This is a genomic window from Streptomyces sp. SP18BB07 (assembly GCF_036322545.1).
GTDB classification, from domain to species: Bacteria; Actinomycetota; Actinomycetes; order Streptomycetales; family Streptomycetaceae; genus Streptomyces; species Streptomyces deccanensis.
The window spans coordinates 1-3,661 of record NZ_JAQYWT010000288.1; the positions used below are offsets into that span (position 1 = coordinate 1).

General features: G+C 68.0%; 3 protein-coding genes. All 3 read right to left on the reverse strand.

Translation table 11 applies throughout. The features are described 5' to 3' along the window. Positions 1 to 209: 209 nt before the first annotated feature. On the reverse strand, positions 210 to 983 hold the full coding sequence (gene istB, locus PUR53_RS15985; protein ID WP_329908668.1) for an IS21-like element helper ATPase IstB: 774 nt from the start codon (positions 981 to 983) through the stop codon (positions 210 to 212). Next, entirely contained in the window at positions 980 to 2,578 is a 1,599-nt protein-coding gene (gene istA / locus PUR53_RS15990) for an IS21 family transposase (protein WP_329908669.1), read from the reverse strand. Before istA ends, istB begins: the two co-directional genes overlap by 4 nt. Positions 2,579 to 2,775: 197 nt before the next feature. Next, entirely contained in the window at positions 2,776 to 3,390 is a 615-nt protein-coding gene (locus PUR53_RS15995; protein ID WP_329908670.1) for a class I SAM-dependent methyltransferase, read from the reverse strand. Positions 3,391 to 3,661 lie beyond the last annotated feature (271 nt).

A 3,661-nucleotide genomic window follows, 5' to 3' on the forward strand; every position in this document is an offset into this window, starting at 1 on the left:
CAGTGGGGACGCCTCCTGTACGCAGCCGGTACGCGGTATGCACGCTCGGGGATTTCCGAGCCCCGCACCCCCGCTGCCGACTGGTGCTCACCACGCCTGAACCCTGATGCGTTTCACGTCAGCGTCGCGGTCCGGGGGGCCTGTGGACGTTCACGTATTTCCCCGGGGCTGAGTTCACGTAATTCCCCAGCCCCGAGCGTCGATGGCGTCTACTTGACCGACGGCTTGGCGGGCTTGTCGGTGGGGTTCTTGGGGCGCTTGTTCGGACGGTAGCTGGGGCCGTTCATGATGACCTGGTGGCTGGTGTTGATGACCCGGTCGAGGAGGGACTCAGCGACGACGGGGTTGGGGAAGAGCGGATACCAGTCGCTGGGCGCCCGGTTGCTCGTGATGATCAGGGACCGCCCCTGCCGCTCGCTGACCAGTTCGTAGAGGTCGTCAGCATGGGCCGCGGAAAGCTGGCGCATGGCGAAGTCGTCGAGGATGAGCACGTCGGGCCGTACCAGTTCACGGATCCGTTTCTCCCAGGTTCGGTCCGCGTGGCCGCCGGCGAGTTCGGCGAGGATCCGGCTGGTCTTGGCGAAGCGGACGTGGGCGCCCTGCCGGACGGCAAGGTGGCCCAGGGCCTGGGCGATGTGGGTCTTGCCGACCCCGACGGGGCCGAACAAAATTACGGACTCGCCCGCGTGGAGCCAGCGCAGGGCGCCGAGGTCGCGGATCTGGGCGGCGGGCAGTTTCGAGGAGGCGGTGAAGTCGAACTCCTCCAGGGTGACCTGCTGCTCGAACTTCGCGCGCTGGAGCCTGCGTTGGAAGGCGACGGTCTCGCGGCGGGTGATCTCGTCCTGGCAGAGGACCTGGAGGAAGTCGAGGTGGCCGAGTTCGCCGCCGTGGGCCTGGGCGAGGCGGGCGTCGAGGGTCTCCAGCATCCCGGACAGCCTCAGGGACTTGAGGGACTCGCGCAGGGCGGCGTCCATCACGCTCATCGTGCTGCCACCTCGTCTTCGCCGTGGGCCTGGTCGTCGTGGGCGCCGTCCGGTGTGTCCGGGGGCGTGACGGAGCCGAAGAGCCCTTGCGGGCCGTGGAGGAAGGCCGCGGCGCCCGCGTCTCCGCTGGTCTCGGGCTCGGGATCGGTCTCGGTGCCGGCGATGAGGATGCCCTTGACGGTGCGATAGGACGGGTCGCCGGCCGTGATCGCTCTCGCGCAGGCGGCCTCCAGGCGGGTGTCGCCGTACTTCTTCCGCAGCCCAAGAACGCCCTGGGCGGCGCGGAGCCGGTAGAGGGCGTTGACCTCCAGGAGCTGGTCGACGACCTCGCGGCAGGCGTCGCCGATCTCGGATGCCTGGGTGCGGCACCAGATGGGGGTCTTCATCTGGAAGGCGATCTTCTCTGGCGGGTAGTCGCTCTTGTCGGTGCGTTTTCCCTGTTCAAGTGCGGCGTGGGTCTTGACCAGGTCGCCGTCGAGGAAGACCTGCACCATGGTGGCGGTGGAGCGGACATCGACCTTGCGGCCGATCAGTTTCCAGGGCACGGAGTAGAGGGTGCGGCCGACCTTGATGTGGATGTCCGGGCCGACGGTGGCCGTCGACCAGCGGGCCAGGGTGAACGGGGTGGGCGGCAGCGGCAGCAGGGCGGCGGCCTCGACGGCGCCGAACACGGCCATCGGCGCCGCGCCGCCCAGCGGACGGCACTGGCGGCGTCCGGCGACCTGTTGGCTCCAGGTGACGGCCTCGGTCTGCATGTGCTCGATGGAAGTGAACTCCCGTCCGCGCCAGAATGAGTCGCGGACGTAGGGCATGGGCCGCTCCACCCTGGGCTTGTCCTTCGGCTTCGAAGCCCTTGCCGGATCCACCAACGCCCCGTAGTGGGTGGCGAGCTCGGCATACGCCTTGTTGATTTTCGGGTCGTAGAGGTCGGGCTTGTCGACTCCGGTCTTCAGGTTGTCCGGCACGAGACGACGCGGGACGCCGTCGAAGTAGCGGAAGGCCGCGACGTGCGCTTCGGTCCACGCGTGCTGGTCCAGGTGCAGCACCGGACGGACGAACATGTGCCGTGAGCAGGGCAGCACCATCACGAACGCCCAGACGCGGTGCCGTTTGCCGGTGCGGGGGTTGGTCCACTGGCCCAGGAAGCCATAGTCGATCTGTGCCTCCTCGCCCGGCTCGATCTCGTCGCGCAGGACGGTGACCTGCGAGCGGCTCACCTCGTCGGGCAGCGTGGCGTGCACCCAGCGGCGGAACGAGGAGATCGACACCTTCAGTTTGTGCTCGTCCCGCAGCCGCTGGTGGATCGTGGAGACCGTCACCGTTCCCAGCAAGTCCTTGATGTAGTCGCGGTGTTCGTCAATGTCGGACCAGGTGACCTGCCGCAGTCTCCGGTCGGCGAGGCCGGGGAACCACCCCTCGATCAGCCCGGCCCAGTCGGCCTCGCTCATCGGCGGGCCACCCGGGATGATCCCTGCTGCCTCCGCCGGGGCCAGGTACTTCCTGACTGTCTTGCGGTCCACTCCCAGCGACGCGGCCAGCGCGCTCTTCGAGCGGCCCGCGTACCAGTGGACGTAAATCTCGGTGATGTCGACCACGACGAACGTTCTCCTTGCCATCCGGGCTGCCCATCGGCCTGCCGAAGAACGGGGCGAGGAACACGGACAGCTCCGCGACGACCAGGTCCCTCGGTCCCGGACTCCGCGCTACCCATGGAGAATCAGGAGGAATCGCCATAGAGAATCACATGACGTTAAAACCGCCCAGAGTGAGGAAAACCGCTATCAATGCCGGATCAGTGGGCGGGTTTCTCCCAGGTCAGCGAGTACCGGCGCAGCACGTGGCGGCGGTAGCGCACGCCGGGCAGCAGCCGCCGGGCAGCAGCCCGCACCTGCCCATAGCTCATCTGGGGGTCGGCGACCGGCATGCCCTGCGGGCCGCGCGCGCGACGCAGCACCTTCGTGATCCGCACGATCGGGGCAGCCGCGATCAACGCCGCCCACTCCGTCACGCTCGCCTCGCGGGCCAGACCGACCACCACCAGCGTGCCGCCAGGCCGCAGCAGCTCACGCATGCGGACGAGGGCCGCCTCGAAGTCCATGTGATGGATCGTGGTCACCGAGCAGACGAAGTCGTACTCCGCGGCAGGAAGTTCCGCGGTGAGGAAGTCTCCTTCGATGAAGGTGAGTTGCGGGTCGCCGACAGCGGACTCGCGTGCACAGGCGATCATGTCCGGCGACTTGTCGATCCCGGTGACGTGTTTCGCCCGCGCGGCGAGCTTCTGTGCCAGCAGCCCGTCCCCGCAGCCAACGTCCAGGGCTTCGCCGCACCCCTCGGGAACAGACCGGAGGATGCCTGGGTGCCGGGCAACGTTGGTGTTCCAGTACGGCTCTTCGGCAGGCTCGCGCATCGGATCAGCGTAGAGGCCGGTCATGGACTGCTGAGTGCACACCGACGGATTCGCCGTCCCCATGGGGAGTCGTGATCGCAGGGATGGGGAATTACGTGAAGCTGATCATGTAGATCGTGGGGAATTGCCTGACCGCCACCCGCGCCAAGAAGCTCACCGTCACCGGCAAGGCCTCCGCCACGCTCCCTCTTCCCCCCGGCGCCGAACTGCAGGTCACCCGTACCGACATGGAGAGCCCCGGCGGCAAGGCGCTGCCGGCCGCCGCGGTGAA